The 24,636-nt window shown below is 72.5% G+C and carries 19 protein-coding genes; 5 read left to right on the top strand and 14 right to left on the bottom strand.

Going from position 1 to position 24,636, the window contains the following annotated elements:
* Positions 1-119 precede the first annotated feature (119 nt).
* The 3 genes from ACFV4F_RS28315 to ACFV4F_RS28305 form a co-directional block, all read right to left on the bottom strand.
* A complete protein-coding gene (locus ACFV4F_RS28315) occupies positions 120-1,313 on the bottom strand; it encodes an RtcB family protein (RefSeq protein ID WP_380439544.1) in 1,194 nt (397 codons plus the stop codon).
* Positions 1,314-1,634: 321 nt separating this feature from the next.
* Positions 1,635-2,999 carry a M16 family metallopeptidase gene (locus tag ACFV4F_RS28310; protein WP_380439584.1) on the bottom strand — a complete coding sequence of 455 codons (1,365 nt, stop codon included), beginning with the start codon at positions 2,997-2,999 and terminating at the stop codon, positions 1,635-1,637.
* Positions 3,000-3,019: 20 nt separating this feature from the next.
* A complete protein-coding gene (locus tag ACFV4F_RS28305) occupies positions 3,020-4,366 on the bottom strand; it encodes a M16 family metallopeptidase (RefSeq protein WP_380439542.1) in 1,347 nt (448 codons plus the stop codon).
* Between the two features lie 251 nt (positions 4,367-4,617).
* Here ACFV4F_RS28305 and ACFV4F_RS28300 point away from each other — a divergent pair, with 251 nt between their 5' ends.
* Positions 4,618-7,068: a DNA topoisomerase (ATP-hydrolyzing) subunit A gene (locus ACFV4F_RS28300; RefSeq protein WP_380497510.1), complete on the top strand. Its 2,451-nt coding sequence runs from the start codon at positions 4,618-4,620 to the stop codon at positions 7,066-7,068.
* Between the two features lie 152 nt (positions 7,069-7,220).
* Positions 7,221-8,123, top strand: a complete 903-nt coding sequence (locus ACFV4F_RS28295) for a sucrase ferredoxin (RefSeq protein WP_380439538.1) — start codon at positions 7,221-7,223, stop codon at positions 8,121-8,123.
* A 115-nt stretch (positions 8,124-8,238) separates the two neighbouring features.
* Here the strand turns inward: ACFV4F_RS28295 and ACFV4F_RS28290 are convergent, their stop codons facing one another.
* Genes ACFV4F_RS28290 through ACFV4F_RS28280 form a run of 3 tightly spaced genes read right to left on the bottom strand, consistent with a single transcriptional unit; the run spans position 8,239 to position 11,017 of the window.
* Positions 8,239-9,312 (bottom strand): ABC transporter substrate-binding protein, encoded by a 1,074-nt coding sequence (locus ACFV4F_RS28290; protein WP_380506585.1) that lies wholly within the window; start codon positions 9,310-9,312, stop codon positions 8,239-8,241.
* 36 nt (positions 9,313-9,348) lie between these two features.
* Positions 9,349-10,218, bottom strand: a complete 870-nt coding sequence (locus ACFV4F_RS28285; RefSeq protein WP_380506582.1) for an ABC transporter permease — start codon at positions 10,216-10,218, stop codon at positions 9,349-9,351.
* Positions 10,208-11,017, bottom strand: a complete 810-nt coding sequence (locus tag ACFV4F_RS28280; protein ID WP_380439532.1) for an ABC transporter ATP-binding protein — start codon at positions 11,015-11,017, stop codon at positions 10,208-10,210. The genes ACFV4F_RS28285 and ACFV4F_RS28280 overlap by 11 nt, the downstream gene beginning before the upstream one ends.
* A 324-nt stretch (positions 11,018-11,341) precedes the next feature.
* Between ACFV4F_RS28280 and ACFV4F_RS28275 the strand changes: the two genes are divergently transcribed.
* Positions 11,342-12,934 carry an ATP-binding protein gene (locus tag ACFV4F_RS28275; RefSeq protein ID WP_380439530.1) on the top strand — a complete coding sequence of 531 codons (1,593 nt, stop codon included), beginning with the start codon at positions 11,342-11,344 and terminating at the stop codon, positions 12,932-12,934.
* Positions 12,934-13,623 (top strand): response regulator, encoded by a 690-nt coding sequence (locus ACFV4F_RS28270; protein ID WP_380506579.1) that lies wholly within the window; start codon positions 12,934-12,936, stop codon positions 13,621-13,623. The genes ACFV4F_RS28275 and ACFV4F_RS28270 overlap by 1 nt, the downstream gene beginning before the upstream one ends.
* 52 nt (positions 13,624-13,675) lie before the next feature.
* Here ACFV4F_RS28270 and ACFV4F_RS28265 read toward each other — a convergent pair whose 3' ends face one another.
* The 6 genes from ACFV4F_RS28265 to ACFV4F_RS28240 all read right to left on the bottom strand — a co-directional run bounded on the left by ACFV4F_RS28265 (position 13,676) and on the right by ACFV4F_RS28240 (position 20,731).
* Positions 13,676-15,355 (bottom strand): cation acetate symporter, encoded by a 1,680-nt coding sequence (locus ACFV4F_RS28265; RefSeq protein WP_380439527.1) that lies wholly within the window; start codon positions 15,353-15,355, stop codon positions 13,676-13,678.
* Positions 15,352-15,927: a DUF485 domain-containing protein gene (locus ACFV4F_RS28260; protein WP_380439525.1), complete on the bottom strand. Its 576-nt coding sequence runs from the start codon at positions 15,925-15,927 to the stop codon at positions 15,352-15,354. The genes ACFV4F_RS28265 and ACFV4F_RS28260 overlap by 4 nt, the downstream gene beginning before the upstream one ends.
* Before the next feature lie 126 nt (positions 15,928-16,053).
* The gene (locus ACFV4F_RS28255) at positions 16,054-16,755 is read right to left on the bottom strand and encodes a response regulator (RefSeq protein WP_380439524.1); all 702 of its coding nucleotides are present in this window, start codon (positions 16,753-16,755) and stop codon (positions 16,054-16,056) included.
* A complete protein-coding gene (locus ACFV4F_RS28250) occupies positions 16,752-17,909 on the bottom strand; it encodes a sensor histidine kinase (protein WP_380506576.1) in 1,158 nt (385 codons plus the stop codon). The genes ACFV4F_RS28255 and ACFV4F_RS28250 overlap by 4 nt, the downstream gene beginning before the upstream one ends.
* Before the next feature lie 65 nt (positions 17,910-17,974).
* Positions 17,975-18,460 carry a DUF1453 domain-containing protein gene (locus ACFV4F_RS28245; RefSeq protein WP_380506573.1) on the bottom strand — a complete coding sequence of 162 codons (486 nt, stop codon included), beginning with the start codon at positions 18,458-18,460 and terminating at the stop codon, positions 17,975-17,977.
* A 159-nt stretch (positions 18,461-18,619) separates the two neighbouring features.
* Positions 18,620-20,731 (bottom strand): type IIA DNA topoisomerase subunit B, encoded by a 2,112-nt coding sequence (locus ACFV4F_RS28240; RefSeq protein ID WP_380506570.1) that lies wholly within the window; start codon positions 20,729-20,731, stop codon positions 18,620-18,622.
* A 539-nt stretch (positions 20,732-21,270) separates the two neighbouring features.
* Here ACFV4F_RS28240 and ACFV4F_RS28235 point away from each other — a divergent pair.
* Positions 21,271-21,504 (top strand): hypothetical protein, encoded by a 234-nt coding sequence (locus ACFV4F_RS28235; protein WP_380439516.1) that lies wholly within the window; start codon positions 21,271-21,273, stop codon positions 21,502-21,504.
* A 177-nt stretch (positions 21,505-21,681) separates the two neighbouring features.
* Here ACFV4F_RS28235 and ACFV4F_RS28230 read toward each other — a convergent pair whose 3' ends face one another.
* Both ACFV4F_RS28230 and ACFV4F_RS28225 read right to left on the bottom strand, forming a co-directional pair.
* Positions 21,682-22,485 carry a S1 family peptidase gene (locus tag ACFV4F_RS28230; protein WP_380506600.1) on the bottom strand — a complete coding sequence of 268 codons (804 nt, stop codon included), beginning with the start codon at positions 22,483-22,485 and terminating at the stop codon, positions 21,682-21,684.
* Between the two features lie 313 nt (positions 22,486-22,798).
* Positions 22,799-24,454 carry an RNA polymerase sigma factor gene (locus ACFV4F_RS28225; RefSeq protein ID WP_380506567.1) on the bottom strand — a complete coding sequence of 552 codons (1,656 nt, stop codon included), beginning with the start codon at positions 24,452-24,454 and terminating at the stop codon, positions 22,799-22,801.
* Positions 24,455-24,636: the final 182 nt, after the last annotated feature.

Below are 24,636 nucleotides of genomic sequence, written 5' to 3'. Positions count from 1 at the left end.
CCTGGGCCCCGTCGCCCCCCAAGACCCCCCCCCCCCCGCGTGCGGGGGGTCCCGCACCCGCCCGGGGGGGGTGCCCGGATTTGGGGGCCCACCCCTCTCCGCATTGCCGACCGCCGGTGTCAGCCCTTGACGCAGACGACCTGCTTCAGGTGGGCGACCACCTCGACGAGGTCCTTCTGCTGCTCGATGACCTTCTCGATGGACTTGTAAGCACCCGGGATCTCGTCGACGACGCCGCTGTCCTTGCGGCACTCCACGCCCTTGGTCTGCTCGACCAGGTCGCGCGTGGTGAACCGCTTCTTCGCGGCGGTCCGGCTCATCTTGCGACCGGCGCCGTGCGAGGCCGAATTGAACGCCGCCTTGTTGCCGAGGCCGCGGACGATGTACGAACCGGTGCCCATCGAGCCCGGGATGATTCCGTAGTCGCCGGAGCCGGCCCGGATCGCACCCTTGCGGGTCACGAGCAGATCGACGCCGTCGTAGCTCTCCTCCGCAACGTAGTTGTGGTGGCAGCTGATGACCTCGTCGAACGTGACCTTCGCTTTGGGGAACTCGCGGCGGACGACGTCCTGCAAGAGCGCCATCATCACCGCACGATTGTTCTTGGCGTACTCCTGGGCCCAGAAGAGGTCCTGGCGGTAGGCCGCCATCTGCGGCGTGTCCGCGATGAAGACTGCGAGATCCCGGTCCACCAGCCCCTGATTGTGCGGCAGCGAGCGAGCGACACCCATGTGATGCTCAGCCAGCTCCTTGCCGATGTTGCGCGATCCGGAGTGCAGCATCAGCCAGATAGTCCCACTATCATCCAAGCACACTTCCGAGAAGTGATTCCCACTTCCGAGCGTTCCCATCTGCTGCATGGCACGTTCGCGACGCCATTTGACCGAATCTGCCACACCGTCGAACCGCTGCCAGAAGTCGTCCCACCCCGCCGTCGCGAAGCCGTGGAGCTTGCGCGGGTCGACCGGGTCGGTGTGGAGGCCGCGGCCGACCGGGATGGCCTGCTCGATCTTGGAGCGGAGGCGGGACAGGTCGTCCGGGAGGTCCTTGGCGGTGAGGGAGGTCTTCACCGCGCTCATTCCGCAGCCGATGTCCACGCCGACCGCCGCCGGGCAGACGGCGCCCTTCATGGCGATGACGGAGCCGACCGTCGCGCCCTTGCCCAGGTGGACGTCGGGCATGACGGCGAGGCCGTGGAGCCAGGGCAGGGAGCTGATGTTGCGCAGCTGCTGCATGGCCTCGCCCTCGACGGTGGCCGGGTCGGTCCACATCCGGATGGGGACCCGGATTCCGGGCACTTCGGTGTACGACATGGGTGTTCGACCTCCAAGGTCGCTTGGTTCACAGGAAGTTGCCGCACGCGAACAGATCCCGGCGCGGCTCGGGGAAGACCAGAAAAAGGGGGGCTCAGGCGCCCAGGGCACAGGGGGAGAGCGGCCTTGGGGAGCGTCGTCGTATGGTTCGCTCGACCCGCATGGTGACCGCCTCCCTTCGTTCGTCAGAGTCAGACTTCGTACGTCTGTGCCGGGGAACATCTATCCACGGAACGGCCGCGGCCCGCAACGGATTTAAAAACGCGGCAGGCCCGCCGGAGCGGCGATCGCTCCAACGGGCCTGCCGTGCACCGGAGAGGGTCAGCTGACGACCGTGACCTCGCCGATGCCGAGCTTCCGCACGTCGTCCGCGATCACGGCGGCGTCGCCGACCAGCACGGTGACCAGCCGGTCCGGCGGGAAGGCGGCGACGACGGCCTCGGTGGCCTCGGCGGTGGGCAGTTCGGCGAGCCGGCGGTAGACCTCGGCCTGGTAGTCGTCGGGCAGGTGCTGCTCGACCTGGTCGGCGAGGGTGCCGGCGACCGAGCCCGCGGTCTCGTACTTGAGCGGGGCGACGCCGACCAGGAACTGCACGGCCTCGTCGCGCTCGGCGTCGGTGAGGCCCTCGGCGGCGAGGGTGCGCAGGATCGTCCAGGCGTCCTTGAGGGCCGGGGCGGTGGAGGCGGTGTCCACCGAGCCGCTGATGGCTAGCAGCGCGCGCCCGCTGCCGTCGGCGGCCGAGCGCAGCGGCTGGGCGAAGGAGCGGACGCCGTAGGTGTAGCCCTTCTCCTCGCGCAGGACGCGGTCGAGGCGGGAGGTGAGGGTGCCGCCGAGGCAGTAGGTGCCGAGGGTCTGGGCGGGCCAGTCGGGGTGGTGGCGGTCGGGGCCGATGCGGCCGATGAGGAGCTGGGTCTGGACGGAGTCGGGCCGGTCGACGATGACGACGCGGCCGTGGTCGTCGGCGGTGACGGGGGCGTGGACGGAGGCCGCGGCGGGGGTGCCGGTCCAGGTGCCGAGGGTGCTCTCCAGGAGGGCGGGCAGGTCGACGCCGGTGAGGTCGCCGACCACGACGACGGTGCTGGTGGCGGGCCGGACGTGGGCGTCGTAGAAGGCCTTGACGGCGGCGCGGTCGATGGACTTGACCGTGTCGGCGGTGCCGCTGCGGGGGCGGGAGAGGCGGTCGGCGGCGTCGAAGAGTTCGGCGTAGAGGGCCTTGGCGGCGCGCCGGGCGGGGTTGGCCTGCTCGTGGACGATCTCGTCGAGGCGGTTGGCGACGAGGCGCTCGATCTCGTCCTCGGGGAGGGCGGGGGCGCGCAGGGCGTCGGCGAGGAGGGCGAGACCGCGCTGGAGGCGGGAGGCGGGGACTTCGAGGGAGACGCGGATGCAGGGGTGGTCGGCGTGGGCGTCGAGGGTGGCGCCGGCGCGTTCGAGTTCGCCGGCGAACTCCTCGGCGGTGAGGGTGTCGGTGCCTTCGCTGAGGGCGCGGGCGAGGATGGCGGCGACGCCGTCGAGGCCGGCCGGTTCGGCGGCGAGCGGGGCGTCGACGAGGACCTCGACGGCGACGAGCTGCTGGCCGGGGCGGTGGCAGTGCAGGACGGTGATGCCGTTGGCGAGGGCGGTGCGCTCGGGGGCGGGGAAGGCCCAGGGGCTCGGGGTGCCGGGCCGGGGCTGGGGGTGGAAGGTCATGGCGGGGACGTAGTCGGTGCTCATGCGGCGGCACCCTCCTCTTCGGAAGCGGCGTCGGAAGCGGCGTCGGTGTCGGCCGTGGTCGGCTCGTAGACGAGGACGGCCCGGTTGTCGGGGTGGAGTCGGGCCTTGGCGACGGCCCTGACCTCTTCGGCGGTGACGTCGAGGACCTTGGGGAGGGCGTCGTTGAGCAGCTTGGGGTCGCCGAACAGGACCGCGTAGCGGCAGAGTTCGTCGGCGCGGCCGGCGACGGTGGTGAGCCGGTCGAGCCATTCGCGCTCGATCTGGGCCTGGGCGCGTTCGAGTTCCTCGGGGGTGGGGCCTTCGGCGGCGAAGCGGGCGAGTTCCTCGTCGACGGCGGTGTCGATCTGCTGGAGGGTGGCGTCGCCGGAGGTCTTGACGTCGAGCCAGCCGAGGCTGGGGGCGCCGGCGAGGCGGAGCAGGCCGAAGCCGGCGGCGACGGCGGTGCGGTCGCGGCGCACGAGGCGGTTGTAGAGGCGGCTGGATTCGCCGCTGCCGAGGATGGTGAGGGCGAGGTCGGCGGCGTCGGCTTCGCGGGTGCCGTCGTGCGGGAGGCGGTAGGCGGCCATGAGGGCGCGGGAGGGGACGTCCTCGTGGATCTCCTCGCGCAGTTCGCGCCCGATGGTGTCGGGGAGTTCGCCGGAGCGCGGGGGCTGCTTGCCGTCGTGGGCGGGGATGCTGCCGAAGTACTTCTCGACCCAGGCGATGGTCTGTTCGGGGTCGATGTCGCCGACGATGGAGAGGACGGCGTTGTTGGGCGCGTAGTACGTGCGGAAGAACGTGCGGGCGTCCTCCAGCGTGGCGGCGTCGAGGTCGGCCATGGAGCCGATGGGGGTGTGGTGGTACGGGTGGCCGTCGGGGAACGAGAGCGCGGTGAGCTTCTCGAAGGCGGTGCCGTAGGGGACGTTGTCGTAGCGCTGGCGGCGCTCGTTCTTGACGACGTCCCGCTGGTTCTCCATGGAGGTCTCGTCGAGTGCGGCGAGGAGGGAGCCCATGCGGTCGGCCTCCAGCCAGAGGGCGAGCTCCAGCTGGTGGGCGGGCATGGTCTCGAAGTAGTTGGTGCGCTCGAAGCTGGTGGTGCCGTTGAGCGAGCCGCCGGCGCCCTGGACGAGCTCGAAGTGGCCGTTGTTGGAGACGTTGGCCGAGCCCTGGAACATGAGGTGTTCGAAGAGGTGGGCGAGGCCGGTGCGGCCCTTGACCTCGTGGCGCGAGCCGACGTCGTACCAGAGGCAGACCGCGGCGACCGGGGTGAGGTGGTCCTCGGAGAGGACGACGCGCAGGCCGTTCTCCAGGCGGTGCTCGGTGATGGCGATGCCTCGGCTGGAGGCGGGGGCCGGGTTGGCCATGCGCTCGGGTCCTTCCCGTCGTCGATGTCGGGGTTCGTGTGGCGTCCCCCATTGTGGTGCAACGCGCGAGGGGCGTGGATGTGTCCGCGCGGAGGGGGCGTTCGCCAGGGGCGGAAGAGGGGCGCTGGCCGGGAGTGTCGGTGCGAGGGTCCACAATGGGGGCGCCGCGCCCTGTTGACGGGGGCAGCCGGCATGGCGACAGAGACTGACCGAGACACAGCGCAAGCGAGACGTAAGGGAGCCCCGCCGCGATGGCCCGCCGCAGTTCGCAGACCCCGCCGCCCGGAGACTTCGAGGAGCGGATCCTCGATGTCGACGTCGTGGACGAGATGCAGGGCTCCTTCCTGGAGTACGCCTACTCGGTGATCTACTCGCGCGCGCTGCCCGACGCGCGGGACGGTCTGAAGCCGGTGCACCGGCGGATCCTGTACCAGGCCAACGAGATGGGCCTGCGTCCGGAGCGCGCGCACGTGAAGTGCGCGCGTGTGGTGGGCGAGGTGATGGGTCGCCTGCACCCGCACGGTGACCAGTCGATCTACGACGCGGTCGTCCGGATGGCGCAGCCGTTCTCGATGCGGTTGCCGCTGATCGACGGGCACGGGAACTTCGGTTCGCTGGGCAACGACGACCCGCCGGCGGCGATGCGGTACACCGAGTCGCGGCTGACGCCGGCGGCGATGGCGCTGGTGGAGTCGATCCACGAGGACACGGTCGACTTCGGGCCGAACTACGACGGCAGTGAGCAGGAGCCGCTGGCGCTGCCGGCGGCGTTCCCGAACCTGCTGGTGAACGGTGCGACGGGCATCGCGGTGGGCATGGCGACGAACATGCCGCCGCACAACCTGTCCGAGGTGGTGGCGGCGGCCCGGCACCTGATCAAGCACCCGAGCGCGGACCTGGACACGCTGATGCGGTTCGTGCCGGGTCCGGACCTGCCGACGGGCGGGCGGATCGTGGGCCTGGCGGGGATCCGGGACGCGTACGAGTCGGGCCGCGGGACGTTCAAGATCCGGGCGACGGCGACGGTGGAGGCGGTGACGGCGCGCCGCAAGGGCATCGTCGTGACGGAGCTGCCGTACAACGTCGGCCCGGAGAAGGTCATCTCGAAGATCAAGGACCTGGTCAACGCGAAGAAGCTGCAGGGCGTCGCGGACGTCAAGGACCTGACCGACCGCGTGCACGGGCTGCGGCTGGTGATCGAGGTGAAGAACGGCTTCGTGCCGGAGGCGCTCCTGGAGCAGCTGTACAAGCTGACGCCGATGGAGGAGACGTTCGGCATCAACAACGTGGCGCTGGTGGACGGCCAGCCGCTGACGCTGGGGCTGAAGGAGCTGCTGGAGGTGTACGTCGACCACCGGTTCACGGTGGTGCGGCGGCGCAGCGACTTCCGCCGGCGCAAGCGGCAGGAGCGGCTGCACCTGGTCGAGGGCCTGCTGGTGGCGCTGGTCGACATCGACGAGGTGATCGCGATCATCCGGTCGAGCGACAACGCGGGGCAGGCGAAGGAGCGTCTGATGGAGCGCTTCTCGCTGTCGGAGACGCAGACGGCGTACATCCTGGACACGCCGCTGCGCCGGCTGACGCGTTTCGACCGGGTGGAGCTGGAGCAGGAGCAGGCGAAGCTGCTGTCGGAGATCGCGGACCTGACGGAGATCCTGGAGTCGGACGCGAAGCTGCGCAGCGTGGTGTCGTCCGAACTGGGTGCGGTGGGCAAGCAGTTCGGGACGGAGCGGCGCACGGTGCTGCTGGAGGCGGGCGCGGTGCCGTCGGCGGCGCTGACGGTGCCGTTGGAGGTGGCGGACGATCCGTGCCGGGTGCTGCTGTCGTCGACGGGTCTGCTGGCGCGGACGGCGGACGGGGAGCCGTTCGAGCTGTCGGAGGCGCGGGCGAGGCACGACGTGATCGTGTCGGCGGTGCCGGCGACGGCGCGGGCGGACGTGGGTGTGGTGACGTCGGCGGGCCGGGTGCTGCGGCTGCCGGTGATCGATCTGCCGGCGCTGCCGCCGACGCCGTCGCCGACGCTGGCGGGCGGGGCGGCGGTCGGGGAGTTCCTGCGGCTGGAGGCGGGTGAGCGGGCGCTGGCGCTGACGACGCTGGACGAGTCGTCGCCGGGGCTGGCGCTGGGCACGGTGCAGGGCGTGGTGAAGCGGGTGGTGCCGGAGTGGCCCGCGAACAAGGACGAATTCGAGGTGATCGCCCTCAAGGAGGGTGACGAGCTGGTGGGTGCGGTGGAGTTGCGCACCGGCGAGGAGGACCTGGTCTTCATCTCGTCGGACGCGCAGTTGCTGCGGTACCCGGCGGGTCAGGTGCGTCCGCAGGGGCGTCCGGCGGGTGGCATGGCGGGGATCAAGCTGGCGGACGGGGCGCGGGTGCTGTCGTTCACGGCGGTGGATCCGGCGGCGGACGCGGTGGTGGTGTCGGTGGCGGGTGCGTCGGGCACGTTGACGGGCGAGGAGCAGTCGACGTGGAAGGTGACGCCGTTCGAGCAGTACCCGCGCAAGGGCCGGGCGACGGGCGGTGTCCGCTGCCAGCGGTTCCTGCGCGGTGAGGACCTGCTGACGTTCGCGTGGGCGGGTGCGGTGCCGGCCCGGGCGGCGACGGCGAAGGGCGCGCCGGTGGAGCTGCCGGAGCGGGATCCGCGCCGGGACGGTTCGGGTACGCCGGTGACGACGCCGATCGCGGTGGTCGCGGGTCCGGCGTGACCGGCGCGGCCGGCGTGGTCAGCGCGGCCGGTACGGCCGGGTGAGCGGAGGAGGGGTGCCCGTCGGGTGCCCCTCCTCCGCCGTTGGGGGGCCGGTCGGCCGTGCCGCGACGCGAGGGGGCGGCCCGGAGGGCTGAGGGTAGCCTTGCCCGCGTGAGCACCTGTGCGACGCGGTCGCGTGAACTTTCGGAGCCGCTGGCCGCCACGGCGGCGGTGGCGACCACCTGGCTGCTGGTGGAGCAGAACGGACCGTGGGGCGCGAAGGCGCTGGGCGAGAGCCACCTGGACGCGGAGACGGGGCACGCGCTGGAGGCCGCCGCGGCCGGGACGGGCGTGCGGGTGGCGCTGATCCGCCGGCCGGGCCGGCACGCGGACTGCCTGCCGACGGCGCGGCACGAGGTGATCGTGGCGCACACGGTGCCGGGCCGCGGCTGGGTGCGCCGGGCCGCCGTGGCCGATCCGGCGGAGCTGCTGGGCCTGGACTTCGCGGCGCTGGGCGTTGGCGACCACGCGGGTTTCGGCGCGGAGCACGTGGGCGGCCCGGTGGCGCTGGTGTGCACGAACGGGCGGCGCGACCGCTGCTGCGCGCTGCTGGGCCGGCCGTTGGCGGCGGACCTGGCGGCGGCCGGGCACAGCGAGGTGTGGGAGGTGACGCACCTGGGCGGCCACCGCTTCTCCCCCACGATGCTGGTGCTGCCGTCCGGCTACGCGTACGGCCGGCTGACGGCGGAGACGGCCAAGGAGGTGCTGGCGGCGACGGCGGCCGGGCACATGGTGCCGGAGTGGTCGCGGGGCTGCTCGGGCTGGGACCGTCCGGGCCAGGCGGCGGACCACGCGGTGCGGCTGGCGATCGGCGAGACCCGGGTGGACGCGCTGACCGTGCTGCAGCGGCCGGACGGCGAGGGCCGCTGGCTGGTCACGGTGCTGCACGCGGACGGCCGGGCGTGGGAGGCGGACGTGCTGGAGGGCCGGAGTGAGCCGCCGCGTCCGGAGAGCTGCGGGAAGGCGGAGGGCACGCCGTCGCGGATGGACGTGCTGAGCGTCCGGGGCGTCTGAGACCGGGGCGCCCCGAGGCGGCGACCCGGGCGGCCGGAAGCGGCGGCCCCGCGCCCGTGGGGGTGAGCGCGGGACCGCCGGACCGGTCCGGGGTCAGCCGGTGGCCTGTTCGGGGTCAGCCGGCGGCCTTGCCGACGAACTCCGTGGTGTAGGTGCGGGAGAGGTCAATCGAGCCCTCCTTGCCCTTCACGTCCGGGTGGAACGCGGCGAGCACGGCGAGGACGGTCTTCGGCCCGTCGGCCGGCATCACCCCGTCGGTGGTGAACATCGGCAGCGTCGACTTGATCGCGGCCGCGTACTGCTCGGCGCCGCCCTGCGCGTAGTCGGCGGGCATCTGCGCGGCGATCTCCTCGGGGGTGTGCGTGGACATCCACTTGAGGGTCTTGACGAAGGCGTTGGTGAGCTTCTGGGTGGTGTCCTTGTTCTTCTCCACCCAGTCGGTGGCCATGTAGAGCGAGGACGACGGGTAGAGGCCGCCGAGTGCCTGGCGCGAGCCCTCGGGGGTGCGCATGTCGTAGAGGATCTTGCCGAGGCCCTTGTCGAGGACATTGGCGACGGTCGGGTCGGTGGTCATCCCGGCGTCGATGCTGCCCTGCTGGAGCGCGGCGACGAAGGTCTGGCCGGCGCCGACGGCGATCGGGCTGAACTCGCTGACGGAGGCGCCGTTCTTGACCGCGAGGTACTTGGTGAGGAAGTCGGTCGAGGAGCCGATGCTGGTGACGCCGAGCTTCTTGCCCTTGAAGTCGGCACCGGACTTGATGGCGTCGGCCTGCTTGGCGGAGACGAGCTCGACCTCGCCGGGGGCCTGGGCGAACTGGACGACGGACTCGACGTTCTTGCCCTTGGCCTGGAGGTCGATGGTGTGGTCGTAGAAGCCGACGGCGCCCTGGACGTCGCCGGCGAGCAGGGCGGTGGTGGCGTTGACGCCGGCGGGCTCGGTCAGCAGCTCGACGTTGACGCCGGCGTCGGCGAAGTAGCCGAGCCGCTGGGTGAGCATCGCGGGGAGGTAGATGACCTTGTCCAGGCCGCCGACCATGATCTTGACCTTGGGTCCGTCCACCTGCCGGCCGGCCGGGGCGGCGGCGCCGTGGGCGGACGTGGCGGCGTCGTTGGCGCAGGCGGAGAGCGGGAGGAGGAGGGCGGCGGCGAGGGCGGCGGCAGCGGCTCTGCCGGTCGGGTTCGGGCGCATGGGTGGGGGTGCCTCTCTACTGCGGACGAGGGGGGTTCAGCGGCCGTCGCCCGCGTCTGCGGGCTTCCAGCGGAAGAGCTTCTTCTCGGCGAAGGTCAGCAGGCCTTCGGTCAGCAGCGCGACGACGGCGAGGATCGTCATCGCGGCGTACACACCGGCCGAGTTGAAGGTGCCCTGGGCGGCGGCGACGAGCAGGCCGAGGCCCTTGGTGGCACCGATGTACTCGCCGACGATGGCGCCGATCAGCGCGAAGCCGAAGCTGACGTGGAGGCTGGTGAAGATCCACGTGGTGGCGGCCGGGATGACGACCTGCAGGGTGACCTTGCGGTTGTCCGCGCCGAGGATCCGGGCGTTGTCGACGAGGTTGCGGTCCACCTCGCGGGCGCCCTGGAAGGCGTTGAAGAACACCGGGAAGAACACCAGCACCACGGCGGAGGCGACCTTGGAGGCCGGGCCGAGGCCGAACCAGATCAGGAAGATCGGTGCGAGGACGATGCGCGGGATCGCGTTGAGCACCTTGACGTAGGGTCCGAACACGTCGGCCAGGAAGCGGATCCGGCCGAGCGCGATGCCCAGCAGCACGCCGGCGACGACGCCGATCACCCAGCCGGAGAGGGCCTCGTAGAGGGTGTAGCCGATCTGCTCGCCGAGCGAGCCCTGGGCGGTGCCGTGGGTGATCCACTGCCGGATCTGGTCCCAGATCCGCGACGGCTGGGAGAAGTTGAACGGGTCGATGACCTCCGTGCGGGCGCACACCTCCCACAGGCCCAGGAAGGCGACGAGCACCGCGAACCGGGCGCCGTACACGCCCAGCTTCCGGTTGCGCGCGGCCCGTTCGCGGGCCTCGGTCCTCGTGGTGGGGGCGACCGGTGCACCAGGCACGGCCGACGCGGTCTCAAGCGGCACGACCCGCTCCTCTCTCCCGGGTGATGCGCACCTCTTCGCCGAGCGAGGCCCAGATCTCGCGGTACAGCTCGACGAACCTCGGTTCCAGGCGGACGGCCTCCACGGTGCGCGGTCGCGGCAGGTCGACGGTGAAGATCTCCTTGACGGTCGCCGGACCGGCGGTCATGACCACCACGCGGTCGGCGAGCGCGATGGCCTCGTCGAGGTCGTGGGTCACGAAGACGACCGACGAGCCGGTACCGGCCCACAGCTCCAGCAGCTGGTCGGACATGAGCGCGCGGGTCTGCACGTCCAGCGCCGAGAACGGCTCGTCCATCAGCAGGATGTCCGGGTCGTTGACGAAGGTCTGGGCGAGCGCGACGCGCTTGCGCATGCCGCCGGACAGCTGGTGCGGGTAGCGGTCCTCGAAGGCGCCGAGCCCGACCCGGCCGAGCCAGTCCCGGGCCCGTTCCCTGGCCTCGGCGGCGGGCACGCCCCGGAAGCGGGGGCCGGCCATGACGTTCGACAGGACGGTGCGCCAGGGGAAGACGGCGTCCTGCTGGAAGACGAACCCGACCCGGGGGTGGATCCCGCGGACCGGCTCCCCGTACACCCGGGCCTCGCCCTCGGTGGGCTCCTCCAGGCCGCTGACCAGCGTCAGCGTGGTGGACTTGCCGCAGCCGGTCGGGCCGACGACGGCGACGAACTCGCCCTGGGCGACGGTCAGATCGAGATCGCGGACGGCGGTGTGCAGCGCCCCCGAGGGGGTGCGGAACCGTTTGGTCGCGCCGGACAGCTCGATCGCCGGGGTCTTGCTCATGCCCCCGCCTCGCTTCGCTCGGCAGGTGCTTCGCAGGACCGGCACCTCTTGATGATTCGCTCGCTGCGCTCGCTCATGTGTGACCTCCCGGGTCAGTGCTTGCCCCGAGAAGGTAGGAGCGGGCCGGGCCCCGGCGGGAGCCTTCTCCGCGTAGTGCGGCTTCTCCGCGTTGAGGGGTGTTCTGCTCGTTTTGCTTCCGCTACAACTGCGGGGACGCGGCTGACAGAAACACGCCGGAAACGTAGGGTGTCCCGACCCCCGTCCGCCCCCGGTACGACCCCCACGCCGCCCCCACGCCCCCACGGCCGCCGAGAGGAGGCCCGGATGAAGCTCCCCCGCTGGCCCCGCCGGGTCTTCGCGCAGCTGCTGCTCAGCCAGACCGTCGTCACCGTCGGTGTCACCGCCGTGACCGCCGGGCTGTTCCTCGCCCCGGTCAGCAGCGAGCTCGACCACGACGCGATGCAGCGCGCCCTGTCCATCGCCCAGGCCACCGCCACCGACGAGGTGATCGCCCGGGCCGCCGCCGCCCGGGACTCCGCCACCGCCCAGCGCAACGCCGAGCAGATCCGCCTGGCCACCGGCGCGAGCTTCGTCGTGGTCACCGACCTGGACGGGATCCGGCTCTCGCACACCGACCCGGACCGGATCGGCCACCGGGTCAGCACCGACCCGGAGCCCGCGCTCAGCGGGCTCAGCGTCACCGCGATCCAGCAGGGCACGCTGGGCCGCACCGCGCGCGGCAAGGTGCCGCTGCGGCTCGCGGACGGGCGGATCGTCGGCGAGGTGTCGGTCGGCATCAGCGACGACTCGATCCGCCGCCGGCTGCTGAAGATGCTGACCGGGATCCTGCTGTGCGCCGGCGCCGGCCTGGCCGCGGGCACGGTCGCGACGCTGGTGCTGGCCCGCCGGCTCAAGCGCCGGACGCACAACATCGCGCTGGCCGACATCTCGGCGCTGCTGGTGGAGCGGGAGGCGATGCTGCACGGCATCCGCGAGGGCATGGTGGCGCTGGACGAACACGGCCGGATCCGGCTGGCGAACGACGAGGCGGTGCGGCTGCTCGGCCTGCCGCCGGACTGCACCGGCCGCCGCACCGACGAGGTGCTGCCGCCGGGGCGGCTGGCGGACGTGCTGGCCGGGCGGATCACCGGCCCGGACCTGCCCGCCGTCCGGGACGACCGGGTCCTCGTGGTGAACCGGACGGCGACCGCCGAGGGCGCGGTCGTGACGCTGCGCGACCGCACCGAGCTGGAGTCGCTGGTGCGGGAGCTGGACACGACCCGCAGCCTGACCGAGGCGCTGCGGGCGCAGGACCACGAGCACGCCAACCGGATGCACACACTGCTGGGCCTGCTGGAGCTGGGCCGGCACGAGCAGGCGGTGGCGTTCATCTCGGAGCAGTCCGGTTCGCACGCGGCGGTCGCGGCGCGGATCGCCGAGCAGGTGCAGGACCCGCACGTGGCGGCGCTGCTGGCGGGCAAGTCCGCGGTGGCGGGCGAGCGCGGGGTGCGGCTGGTGCTGGCCCCGGCGGCGCACCTGCCGGACGCGGTGGTGGACGCGCGGGCGCTGGTGACGGTGCTCGGCAACCTGGTCGACAACGCGGTGGACGCGCTGGCACCGGGCGGGGGCGGCCGGGTGGAGGTGACCCTGGCCGCGGCGGGCTCCACGCTGCTGCTCCAGGTCGCGGACAGCGGCCCGGGCGTGCCGGAGGAGCTGCGCGAGCAGGTCTTCGAGGAGGGGTGGAGCAGCAAGGACGCGCCCGCGCACCGTCCGCGCGGGCTGGGGCTGGCGATGGTGCGGCGGCTGGTGGAGCGCACCGGCGGCCGGATCGTGCTCGACGCGGGGCCGCTGGGCGGCGCCCGGTTCACGGTCGAGCTGCCGGAGGCCCTGCTCACCGCTCGGCTCGTGGAGGCGTGATGATCGACGTACTCGTGGTGGACGACGACTTCCGGGTCGCGGACGTGCACGCCGCCTACGTGGCGAAGGTGCCGGGCTTCCGGGTGACGGGCACGGCGCACTCGGCCGGGGAGGCGCTGGCGGCGCTGGAGCGCCGTCCGGTGGACCTGCTGCTGCTCGACCACCACCTGCCGGACGAGACGGGCCTGGCCCTGGTGCGCCGGCTGCGGGAGCGGCAGGTGGCGTGCGACGTGATGATGGTGACGGCCGCCCGGGACGTGTCGACGGTGCACGCGGCGATGCAGCACGGGGCGCTGCAGTACCTGGTCAAGCCGTTCACGTTCGCCGGGCTGCGCGAGAAGCTCACGGCGTACGCGCAGCTGCGGCACGCGCTGGCCGGTCCGGCGGCGCGGGAGGCGGGCCAGGACGAGGTGGACCGGCTGTTCGCGACCCTGCGCAGCGCCGCGGTCCCGGCCGGGGCGCTGCCGAAGGGCCACTCGGCGCCGACGACGGACCTGGTGCTCGGGGTGCTGCGCCGGGCGGGCCGGCCGCTGTCCGCGCAGGAGGTCGCCGACGGGACGGGGCTCAGCCGGTCGACGGCGCAGCGCTACCTCAAGCAGCTGGAGCGGGACAGCCGGCTGCGGCTGACGCTGCGCTACGGCGACACCGGGCGGCCGGAGCACCGGTACGGGCTGGCGGCCCGGCCCTGAGCACGGGACCCCCGGCGGCCTCACCGCCGCCGGGGGTCCCAGAGGGCGCGGTTCAGGCCGCGCCCGCACCGGTGAGGGCGCGCACCTCCAGCTCGGCGAAGCGGTCGGAGTCGGCAGGTTCGGGCGAGGTGAGCGTCCCGATCCAGCCGGCCAGGAAGCCGAGCGGGATGGAGACGATGCCGGGGTTCTCCAGCGGGAACCAGTGGAAGTCGACGCCGGGGAAGAGCGCGACCTTGGTACCGGAGACGACCGGCGAGAAGGTGACGAGCACGATGGCCGGGACGAGGCCGCCGTACACCGACCAGACGGCGCCGCGGGCGGTGAAGCGCCGCCAGAACAGCGTGTAGAGCAGGACCGGCAGGTTGGCGGAGGCGGCGACGGCGAAGGCCAGGCCGACCAGGAAGGCCACGTTGAGCTGCTGGGCGAAGAGGCTGATCGCGATGGCCGCCGCGCCGATCCCGACGGCGGCGATCCGGGCGACGACGATCTCCTGGCGGTCGCTCACGGGCTCCTCCGTGCGCGGCGCCCCGTCGTCCGTCCGCCGGCGCAGCGACCAGCCGCGGAAGGCGCCGGCCCAGATGTCGTGGGCGAAGGCGGCGGAGGAGGCCAGGGTGAGTCCGGCGACGACGGCGAGGATGGTGGCGAAGGCGATCGCGGAGATCACCGCGAACAGGACGACCCCGCCGGTGCTGCCGTTGCCGCCGCCGAGCACCAGGGCGAGCAGCGGAACGGCCGTGTTCCCGGCCGAGTTGGCGTGCCGCACCTCGGCCGAGCCGACCAGGGCGGTGGCCCCGAGGCCGAGCGCGATGGCCATCAGGTAGAAGCCGCCGACCAGGCCGATCGCCCACATCGTGGAGCGGCGGGCGGCCCGGGCGGTGGGCACGGTGTAGAAGCGGGACAGGATGTGCGGCAGGCCGGCGGTGCCGAGCACGAGGGCGAGGCCGAGGCTGAAGAAGTCGAGCCGGCTGGTGGAGGTCGCGCCGTACTTGAGCCCGGGTTCGAGGTAGCGCCGGCCGGCGCCGCTGTGCCGGGCGGCCTGGCGCATCAGCTCGAAGAGGTCGCCGTGGTAGTGGACCATCAGCAGCACGGTGAGCAGCACCGATCCGGCGATCAGCAGGAACGCCTTGACGATCTGGATCCAGGTGGTGGCCCGCATGCCGCCGACCGTCACGTAGACGATCATCAGGCCGCCGACCGCGACGATGGTCCAGGTCCGGGCGGAGGCGCTGTTGGTGCCGAGCAGCAGGGCGACGAGCGAGCCGGCGCCGACCATCTGCGCGACGAGGTACAGCAGGGTGACGACGACGCTGGCGCCGCCGGCCGCGGCCCGCACCTTGCGCCGGCGCAGCCGCAGCGCGAGCACGTCGGCGAGGGTGTACCGGCCGGCGTTGCGCACGAGTTCGGCGACCAGCATCAGGACGACGAGCCAGGCGACCAGGAAGCCGATGCTGTAGAGCACGCCGTCGTAGCCGTAGAGGGCGATCAGTCCGGCGACGCCGAGGAAGGAGGCGGCGGAGAGGTAGTCGCCGGAGAGCGCGAAGCCGTTCTGCAGCGGGGTGAAGTCCCGTCCGCCGGCGTAGAAGTCCTCGGCCGCGCTGCCGCGGCGCCCGACCCAGAGGGTGATGCCGAGGGTGACCAGGACGATCACGGCGAAGAGCAGGATCGCGAGGTCGTGGTGGTCGCCGGTGGGGGCGACGGGCGGTGGGGTGGCGGTCGACGCCGCGGTGGTCATCGGAGCTGGTCCTGGGTGTCCCAGCGCAGGCCGAGGGCGGCGCGGTCGCGCTTGGTGCGGGCGTTGCGGGCGTAGAGCCAGGTGAGGAGGAAGGTGCTGGCGAACTGCAGCAGGCCGAGCAGCCAGGCGACGTTGAGCGGCCCGGCCACCGGGGTGCGCATCAGCTCGGGCGCGGCGGCCTGGGCGGCGACGTAGGCCAGGTACCAGGCGAGGAAGGCGCTGCTGACCGGGAAGACGAACGACCGGTAGCTGCGCCGGATGTCCTGGAAGGCCTCGCTGGCCTGGACCGTCCGGTACACCTCGGTGCTGTCCGCGCTGCCGGCCGGTGCGGCGGCGGGCACCGCGGCCGGCACGGGCACCGCGGCGGGAACGGCCGGTGCGGCGGGCACGGTCGGCGCGGCGGCCGGGACGGGCGGCACCGGCTGCGCCGGCACCGTGCGGTCCGTCCGGGGGGCGGCCGACCGGGTGCCCTGGTTGGGCCGACCGGCGGCGGGCGCGTTCGCGGTGGCCGGAGCGGCCCACCAGTCGAATCGCTGCCCCTGCCCGGGACTGCTCGTCTGCTGCTGTGGCACTGCTGCTCCTGAACCGGGCGGGCACTCTGACCCGAACCATCATGAGGGCCTCTGAGCAGCGGTTTTGACCATTGCAGATACGTTCACTCGATGAGGTGATCGATGATCCGACAGACACTCATCCGACTACTGATGCGTACCGGTGATTCCGTGCCGAAAGGCGTACGCGACGGCCTGTGCCCGGTCCCGCACGGCGGTCTTCGCGAAGAGGTTGTTGATGTGCGTCTTCACGGTGGCCGGGCTGACGAACAGCCGCTGGGCGATCTCACCGTTGGAGAGGCCTTCGGCGATCAGCGCGAGCACCTCGGCCTCCCGGGTGGTCAGTCCGTCGGGCAGTTCCGCGGCCCGGGCGGCGGGCGCGGGGGCCGGTTCGGGGGTCGCCGGGGAGGCTTTGCGGCCCTCCGATAGCCGCTCCAGCAGCCGGAGTTGGACCTGCGGCGAGAGCCCGGCCGCGCCCGAGCGCACGTCCGCGATGGCCCGGGCGATCTCCTCGCCGCCGGCGTCCTTGGTGAGGTAGCCGCGCGCGCCGGCCTGGAGCGCGGGGAACAGCGAGTCGTCGTCGGCGTAGGTGGTGAGGACGACGACCTCGGTCTCCGGGTGCGCCGCCCGGATCCGCCTGGTCGCCTCGACGCCGTCGACGCGCGGCATCCGCAGGTCCATCAGCACCACGTCCGGGTGATGCCGCTCCACCAGGGCGACGGCCTCCTCCCCGTCCGCCGCCGCGCCGACCACCTCGATCCCGGGCAGCAGGCCGAGCAGCATCACGATGCCCTCGCGCACCACCGTCTGGTCGTCCGCGACCAGGACCCTGGTCGTTCCCGCGCTCACGCCGGCACCCGCAGCAGCACGCGCCACCCTCCGTCCTCCGGGCCCGTCAGCAGGGTGCCGCCGAGCAGTTCCGCGCGTTCGCGCATCCCCAGCAGACCGTACCCGCTGCCGCTGGCGGCCAGTTCCCCCGGCGCCGCACCGCGCGGGGACGCGGAGTTGCGCACCTCCAGCTCCACCGCGTCCGGCAGGTAGCGCAGTTCGACCTCGCACCGGGCCCCGGGCGCGTGCTTGCGCACGTTGGTCACCGCCTCCTGAGCGGTGCGCCGCACGGCGAGCGCGGCCTCGGCGGCCAGCGGCCGGGGCGTGCCGACGACGCCGAACACCGCCCGTTCGCGTCCGGTCAGTTCGACCAGGAAGTCCCCCACCGGGGTGAGTTCGCCGCGCAGCGCGGACAGCGCCTGCCGGGTCTCGGCCAGCCCGTCCTGCGCCATCCGCCGGGCGGCGACGACGCGTTCGCGGACCTGTTCGCGGTCGGTCCCGGCGTCCAGCATCAGCCGGGCCGCCTCCAGGTGGACGAGTTGGGCGGAGAGGCTGTGGGCGAGCACGTCGTGGATCTCCCGGGCGATCCTGGCCCGTTCGGCGAGCGCCGCGCTCTCGGCCTCGGCGGCCCGGGCGGCCCGCTCCTGCGCGAGCAGGCGGCGGGCGGTGCCGCGCGCCTCGATGTCCAGCCGCAGCAGGAAGCCGAGGAGCCCGAGCCCGCCGACCGACGTCACGACGCTGAGCCAACTCGCCCAGCTGGCCGCGGTGTACGAGCCCAGCGACGCCACCGCGACGAGGACCGCGGGCGCGGGCGGCAGCCGGACCAGCGCCATCACCGCCAGCCCGAGCCAGGTGACGTCCGCCAGCACGATGGCGTGGCCCCAGTTGGCCAGCCACCCGAGGCCGACCAGGGCGCCGGCCGCGGCGAGCGAGGGCACGAGCCGCTGCGCCCGGCTGGTATTCAGGTAGACCGTGCTCAGCCCGACCATGGCCACCAGCCCGCCGGCTGCGGCCGCCGCCGCCCAGCCGGTGAAGCGGCCGTCGGCGAAGGTCCCCCAGGTGACGCTGACGAGGATCACGATCCGGCCGAGCACGGTGAGGACCCGCCGCGGGCCGCTCTCGGCCTCGCGCTCCAGTCCCTCGCGGGCCGGCCAGCGGGTCCAGTACCCGGTCACGGGGTCCTCCTCGGGGGTGTCGTACACGGCGGCGGCTCGAACGCGGCGGCGGGGCGGCGGCGCGGTCAGCCGATCACGGCGGCCTGCCGGGGCAGCTCGGCGGTCCGCGCCCTCCAGTTCACCACGAGCGAGCGGACCAGCAGCATGACCGCGATGCCGAGCATCAGGGCGCTGCCCGCCTGGTGGACGTGCATCGCCGAGCCGATCCCGTACAGGCCGAGCCGGATGGCGATCATGCCCACCCACGCGGCGACCGTGGCCTTGGTGCCCTTGGCCCAGACCGAACCGTCCGCGGCCCGCCAGAGCCGGACGGTCCAGCCCCAGACGGAGCCCATGGCGAGCACCGCGACGAGGGAGGCGCCGAGCAGGACGGCGGAGAGCGCCGCGTGGTCGTGGTCGATCAGCTGCGGGTCGCGCAGCGCGAGCACCCCGAGGATCAGCGGCAGCAGCCAGAACCGGCGCTCGGCGTCCAGGCGCTGCGCGCGCATCTGCCGCCGGACCACCAGGGCCAGTACCGCGATGATCACGACGATGTTGACGAGGGCGGTCATCGGATTCTCCGTCCCGACGGAAGCTGTGTGCTGACCTCACCGACGCTACGGATCGGGCGCCGCCCGGTGATCGGAGCCCGGGTGGACCGGGGGTGGAAGCACACGCGCGAGGGCCCTCCACCCGTGGGTGGAGGGCCCTCGCGCGGGCGGTCGGGCAGGTCAGGCGTCGATGCGGGAGCGGTCCAGGGTCGCCGCCGAGTCCACGATGAACTCCTTGCGCGGGGCGACGTCGTTGCCCATCAGCAGGTCGAAGATCTTCTCCGCCTGCTCCAGGTCGCCCAGGTTGATCCGGCGCAGCGTGCGGTGGCGCGGGTCCATGGTGGTCTCGGCCAGCTGGTCGGCGTCCATCTCGCCGAGGCCCTTGTACCGCTGCACCGGCTCCTTCCAGCGCATCCCCTTGCGCTGGAACTCCAGCAGCGTGGAGCGCAGTTCGGCGTCGGAGTAGGTGTAGTGGTACTTCTCCTGGCCGCGCTTGGGGGCGGTGAGCTCGATGCGGTGCAGCGGCGGCACCGCGGCGAACACCCGGCCCTGCTCGACCATCGGCCGCATGTAGCGGTGGAAGAGGGTCAGCAACAGGGTGCGGATGTGCGAGCCGTCGACGTCGGCGTCGGCCATGAAGATGACGCGGCCGTAGCGGGCCTGGTCGATGTCGAAGGTGCGGCCGGAGCCGGCCCCTATCACCTGGATGATCGCGGCGCACTCGGCGTTCTTGAGCATGTCGCTCACCGAGGCCTTCTGGACGTTGAGGATCTTGCCGCGGATCGGCAGCAGCGCCTGGAACTCGGAGTTGCGGGCGAGCTTGGCGGTGCCGAGCGCGGAGTCGCCCTCGACGATGAACAGCTCGCTGCGCTCGACGTCGTCGCTGCGGCAGTCGGCGAGCTTGGCCGGCAGCGAGCTGGTCTCCAGCGCGGTCTTGCGGCGCTGGGCCTCCTTGTGCTGGCGCGCGGCGACCCGGGTGCGCGCGGCGGCGACGACCTTCTCCAGGACGGCCCTGGCCTGGAGCTTGTCGTCCTTCTTCGCCGAGGTGAGGAAGGCCTTGAGCTCCTTGGCGAGGACGGCGGCGACGATCCGGTTGGCCGCCGAGGTGCCGAGGACCTCCTTGGTCTGGCCCTCGAACTGCGGCTCGGCGAGGCGGACGGTGACGACGGCGGTCAGGCCCTCGGTGGCGTCGTCCTTGGTGATGTCGTCCTCGGCCACGCGCAGCAGCTTGCTCGCGCGCAGCACCTCGTTGACGGTCTTGGCGAGCGAGCGCTCGAAGCCGGTGACGTGGGTGCCGCCCTTGGGGGTGGCGATGATGTTGACGAACGAGCGCAGAGTGGTGTCGTAGCCGGCGCCCCAGCGCAGCGCGATGTCCACGCCGAGGTGGCGGGTGACCTCGGTGGGCGTCATGTGGCCGAGGTCGTCCAGGACGGGCACGGTCTCCTTGAAGGTGCCCTCGCCGCGCAGCCGCAGCACGTCGCAGACCGGCTTGTCGGGGGCCAGGAACTCGCAGAACTCGGCGATGCCGCCGTCGTAGCGGAAGACCGTTTCCTCGGCCTTCTCGCTCTCGGTGAGCCGCTCGTCACGCACGACGATGGTCAGGCCCGGGACGAGGAAGGCGGTCTGCCGGGCCCGGTTGTACAGGTTCTCCAGGGAGAGGCGGGCGTCCTTGAGGAAGATCTGCCGGTCGGCCCAGTAGCGGATCCGGGTGCCGGTGCGGGTCCTGGGCACCTTGCGGGCCTTGGTCATGCCGTTGGCCGCCTCGAAGGGCGCGTCCGGGCCGGCCTCGGTGAAGATGCCGGGGGTGCCGCGGCGGAAGCTCATCGCGTGGGTGTGCCCGCTGCGGTCGACCTCGACGTCCAGGCGGGCCGAGAGGGCGTTGACGACGGAGGCGCCGACGCCGTGCAGACCGCCGGAGGCCGCGTAGGAGCCGCCGCCGAACTTGCCGCCGGCGTGCAGCTTGGTCATGACGACCTCGACGCCGGACAGCCCGGTCTTGGGCTCGACGTCGACCGGGATGCCGCGCCCGTTGTCGCGGACCTCGACCGAGGAGTCGGGGTGCAGGAGGACCTCGATGCGGTCGCAGTGGCCGCCCAGGGCCTCGTCGACCGAGTTGTCGATGATCTCCCACAGGCAGTGCATCAGGCCGCGGCTGTCGGTCGAGCCGATGTACATGCCGGGGCGCTTGCGGACCGCCTCCAGCCCCTCCAGGACGAGCAGGTGCCGAGCGGTGTAGTTGGAGCCGTCGTCACCGGCCAGCAGTGCGGACGGCACGGTCGTTTCGGCACTCACGCGGCACTCTCCTCGGTGAAGTTCTGTCTCATCGGTCACATCCGGAACGCGTCCGGACCGGCCGCCAGTGCAGCACGCCGCACCGACAGCCGTCGCCCGGCGTGTGCGCACCCCTCCGCTGGGTGCCCAGCACGGCGGGCCGGTCCCGCGCAGCTTGTACGCGCTGCGCGAACACGGGCTGGGCCGGAGTCCGGGGCTCCGGGGCGCCATCTCCTCCCGGTACCACCGGTCCTGGCGGTTCGTGGGGTCCGGCGCAGGCTCCGGAACTGCCGTTATGCAGGCTACCGGGGCCTGGGACGGGGCTTATGCTCCAACCCGGCAGAGGATTATGCTACGCGGACCTCGCACCCGGTCCCGATCGGGCGTTCGAGGCACGGGCGGATCCTGGGATCCGGTACGCATGAACCACCGGCCCCCGGGGCACGTCCTCATCAACACAGCAGAATCCTCAGAGAAGAAAAGCCACGAGCGGGAACGTTTTCGGCCTGGTTGGATGTTGACCCTGGTACGACAGCTCGTCGAGCTAGAGAAGAGGCGACGTGACTACTGTTCTGACACCTGCGAGCCCGCTCACCGCGGCTGACCGCTGCGACCGCTGCGGCGCCCAGGCCTACCTGCGCGTCGTACTCGCCAGCGGCGGAGAGCTGCTCTTCTGCGCCCACCACGGCCGGAAGTTCGAGCCGGAGCTCAAGAAGATCGCCGTTGAGATACAGGACGAGAGCGGTCGCCTGAGCGGCACCACCGCTGCGACGGCCACCGACGACGAGCGCTGATCCCGGGCGCCACCCAGCAGCCAGCGTCGAGCTGTGTGTCCGGTCGCGCACTGCGCGCGACCGGTGGGCCGGGCGATCGACCCCTCCGGGGGCCGGTCGCCCGGCTCTGCTGTTCCCCGAGGCACGCCACCCCTCCGACGGAACGTCAGAACGTGACCGTGCGGTCACGTTCCGCCGTCACAGTGCCGAGTGCACCGCGTCCGAGAGGGCGGCGATCCTCGTGTAGACCCCTGGGTGGTGCGCCTCCGCGCAACCCGTCCCCCAGGACACCAGGCCGGCCAGCCGCCCGCCGATGACCAGCGGGCCGCCGCTGTCCCCCTGGCAGGCGTCCTTGCCGCCCTGCTCCTCCTCGCCCGCGCACACCATCGCCCGGGCCTCGAACTTCCCCTCCGGCCCGCCCGGGTAGTCGCGCGCGCACACCTGGTCCGCGACGACCGGCACGTCCACCGTGCGCAGCGGGGCCGAGTAGTCGCCGCGCCCGGTGGTGTCGCCCCAGCCGTACACCTGCGCCCTGGTCCCGGCCGCGTACGGCTCGCTCTCGCCCTGGCCGAGCAGGTCGATCACCGGCCGCGAGCCCTGGGACTCACCGAGCGTGACCACGGCCACGTCGTTCATGTTGGCGGACCAGCTGTAGTCGGGGTGGATCCAGATCTTCCTGACCGGCACCTCGTATCCGGCGGTGCCGCGCATGTCGTCCCGGCCGACGATCACCTTGAGGCCGGGCCGGTCCACCCGGACGCCCTTGGGCTCGTCGAAGAAGCAGTGCGCGGCCGTCACGACCTTGGTCGGGGTGACCAGGGCTCCCCCGCAGAACTGCCCGGAACGCCCGGATCCGAACTGCTGGCGACTGGCCAGCGCCACCATCCACGGGTGGTCCGCGGTGCTCGTCACCCCGCCGCCGACCACCCGGCGCTGGGCCTCGGCGGGCGCGGCGGTGCCGAAGGCCACCAGCGGGACGGGTGCGGCCGCCAGCAGCGCCAGCACGGCGGCGCGCTTTCGGCGGCCCGGCCGGGCGGCGGCCGGGGTCGCCGGGGGCGGGGCGGCGGTCGTCAGGTCCGCGCGGTCCGGGTTGGGCAGCACCGTTTCTCCAGGTGGCTCGGCAGCAGGCAACCGGCACAGCGTAGGTGACCGGCTACACTGTGCGACCGCTTCCCGGCGGACGGCCACCCGGACGAGCGACAAGCGCCACTCGGACGGTGACGAACCCCCTCCGGACGGCCGAGAAGGCCCGGAGCCGTGGGGCTCCGGGCCTTCTCGTGAGTGCTCGCGCAGGCAGGGCCCGCGCGGTGTCGGATCAGTCCAGGTAGTCGCGCAGCACCTGGGACCGCGACGGGTGGCGCAGCTTCGACATGGTCTTCGACTCGATCTGGCGGATGCGCTCACGGGTGACCCCGTACACCTTGCCGATCTCGTCGAGGGTCTTCGGCTGACCGTCCGTCAGGCCGAAGCGCATCGACACGACGCCGGCCTCGCGCTCGGACAGGGTGTCCAGCACCGAGTGCAGCTGCTCCTGGAGCAGGGTGAAGGAGACCGCGTCGGCCGGCACGACCGCCTCGGAGTCCTCGATGAGGTCACCGAACTCGCTGTCGCCGTCCTCGCCGAGCGGGGTGTGCAGCGAGATCGGCTCGCGGCCGTACTTCTGGACCTCGATGACCTTCTCGGGGGTCATGTCGAGTTCCTTGGCCAGCTCCTCCGGGGTGGGCTCGCGGCCCAGGTCCTGGAGCATCTGGCGCTGGACGCGGGCCAGCTTGTTGATGACCTCGACCATGTGCACCGGGATGCGGATGGTGCGGGCCTGATCGGCCATGGCGCGGGTGATCGCCTGGCGGATCCACCACGTGGCGTAGGTGGAGAACTTGTAGCCCTTGGTGTAGTCGAACTTCTCGACCGCACGGATCAGACCGAGGTTGCCCTCCTGGATCAGGTCCAGGAAGAGCATGCCGCGGCCGGTGTAGCGCTTGGCCAGCGAGACCACGAGGCGGAGGTTGGCCTCCAGCAGGTGGTTCTTGGCGCGGCGGCCGTCCTCGGCGATGATCTCCAGCTCGCGCTTGAGCTTGGGGGCGAGCTTGTCGGCGGCCGAGAGCTTGTCCTCGGCGAACAGGCCGGCCTCGATGCGCTTGGCGAGCTCGACCTCCTGCTCGGCGTTGAGCAGCGGGACCTTGCCGATCTGCTTCAGGTAGTCCTTGACCGGGTCGGCGGTGGCACCGGCGACGGCGACCTGCTGGGCCGGCGCGTCGTCCTCGTCGTCGTCGTCGGAGAGGACGAAGCCCTCCGACTCCTCCTCGGGACCGGTGGCCTCGGCCTCGGCCTTGTCGCCGGGCAGCGCGACGTCCTCGAGCAGCTCCTCCTCGCCGAGCAGCTCCTCCTCGCCGCCCTTGGCGGTCTTGGCGGCGGTGGTCTTCTTGGCGGCGGTCTTCTTGGCCGGCGCGGCGGCCTTCTTGGCCACGGCCTTCTTGGCGACGGCCTTCTTCGCCGGGGCCGCCTTCACCTCGGTGACGACCGTGGTCGTCTCCTCGGCGGTGATCTCGGCGGACACGGTCGGCGCGGGCGCGGTGGCGGCCGCCACGGCCGGGGCCGCGACGGGGGCGCCGGGCGCGATGCGCACGGGCGGCTTGGTCGGGGCCGACGGGGCGGCCGGGGTCCGGGTGGTGACAGCCTTGGTGGCGGTGCGCTTCGTGGGGCTCTTGGCGGCAACGCTCTTGCGCTTGGCACCGGCCGGCTCGGCCGCGCTCACCATGAGGTCCACCCCCTCCTCAATCAGCACCTGATTGAGGCTGCGCATGACGTTCTTCCACTTGGTGACCGGGATCTGGTCCGCCTCGAACGCCTGGCGCACGTCGTCACCGGCGATCTGCCCCTGGGCCTTGCCCCGCTCGATGAGAGCCAGCAGAGCCGCGGACTCGGCGATCTCGGGGGGAAGCGAACGGGATGTGCTGGCCGACACGAACAACCTCTCGGACGATGAGTGGACTCGAACCCGTACCGGCCGCCCGAGCGGGCGGGGAAGGAGATCGCGCGTCGGACGCGCGGTGTCGATTCCGACCGACTCGGGCTTGAGGACTGGGTTTGCAGGACGGCAGCAGCGCCGCGGACCAACACAGCCACGTGGCGTGCTGGAGTATTCCGGAGCTG

The sequence above is a fragment of the Kitasatospora sp. NPDC059722 genome, assembly GCF_042733235.1.
Taxonomy (GTDB): domain Bacteria; phylum Actinomycetota; class Actinomycetes; order Streptomycetales; family Streptomycetaceae; genus Kitasatospora.
The sequence above is the reverse complement of the archived record's forward strand: the minus strand, read 5'-3'. Positions and strand labels throughout refer to the sequence as shown.